General features: G+C 42.2%; 1 tRNA gene and 1 rRNA gene. Both read left to right on the top strand.

Annotated elements, in window-relative coordinates:
* Positions 1-98 (top strand): 16S ribosomal RNA (locus H4J75_RS19730); the annotation flags it as partial.
* Between the two features lie 88 nt (positions 99-186).
* A tRNA-Ala gene (locus H4J75_RS19725) sits at positions 187-262 on the top strand.
* The last annotated feature ends 214 nt before the right edge of the window (positions 263-476 follow it).

Genomic DNA, 476 nt, shown 5'->3' with positions numbered 1-476 from the left:
TAACCTTCGGGAGGACGGTCACCACTTTGTGTTTCATGACTGGGGTGAAGTCGTAACAAGGTAACCCTAGGGGAACCTGGGGTTGGATCACCTCCTTATCTTGAAGTAAAAACAGTTTAATGGAAGCTCTTGAGTTTCACGAGTGTCTACACAAATTACATGATAACAAATTAGAAGAATCCCGATGGGGCTATAGCTCAGCTGGGAGAGCGCCTGCCTTGCACGCAGGAGGTCTGCAGTTCGATCCTGCATAGCTCCACCATCTTAAATTCTACCGCGTTAGTTCGCAGCTTGTGTAGTAAACTACACGACGCTACAAACTGCCTTGTATAATATAAGATACCATTATGATTCTTCATTAAAGAAAAGACCAAATTAAGGTTTACTTTCGTCATGCTGAACGTGTTTCAGTATCTGGTGAGTGAATATTAATTTGGTTTTTTAAACCACGTTTTTAACCGAATGCGCGTTAAGAA

This window comes from Colwellia sp. BRX10-1 (assembly GCF_014077545.1).
Lineage (GTDB): Bacteria > Pseudomonadota > Gammaproteobacteria > Enterobacterales > Alteromonadaceae > Colwellia_A.
The sequence above is the reverse complement of the archived record's forward strand: the minus strand, read 5'-3'. Positions and strand labels throughout refer to the sequence as shown.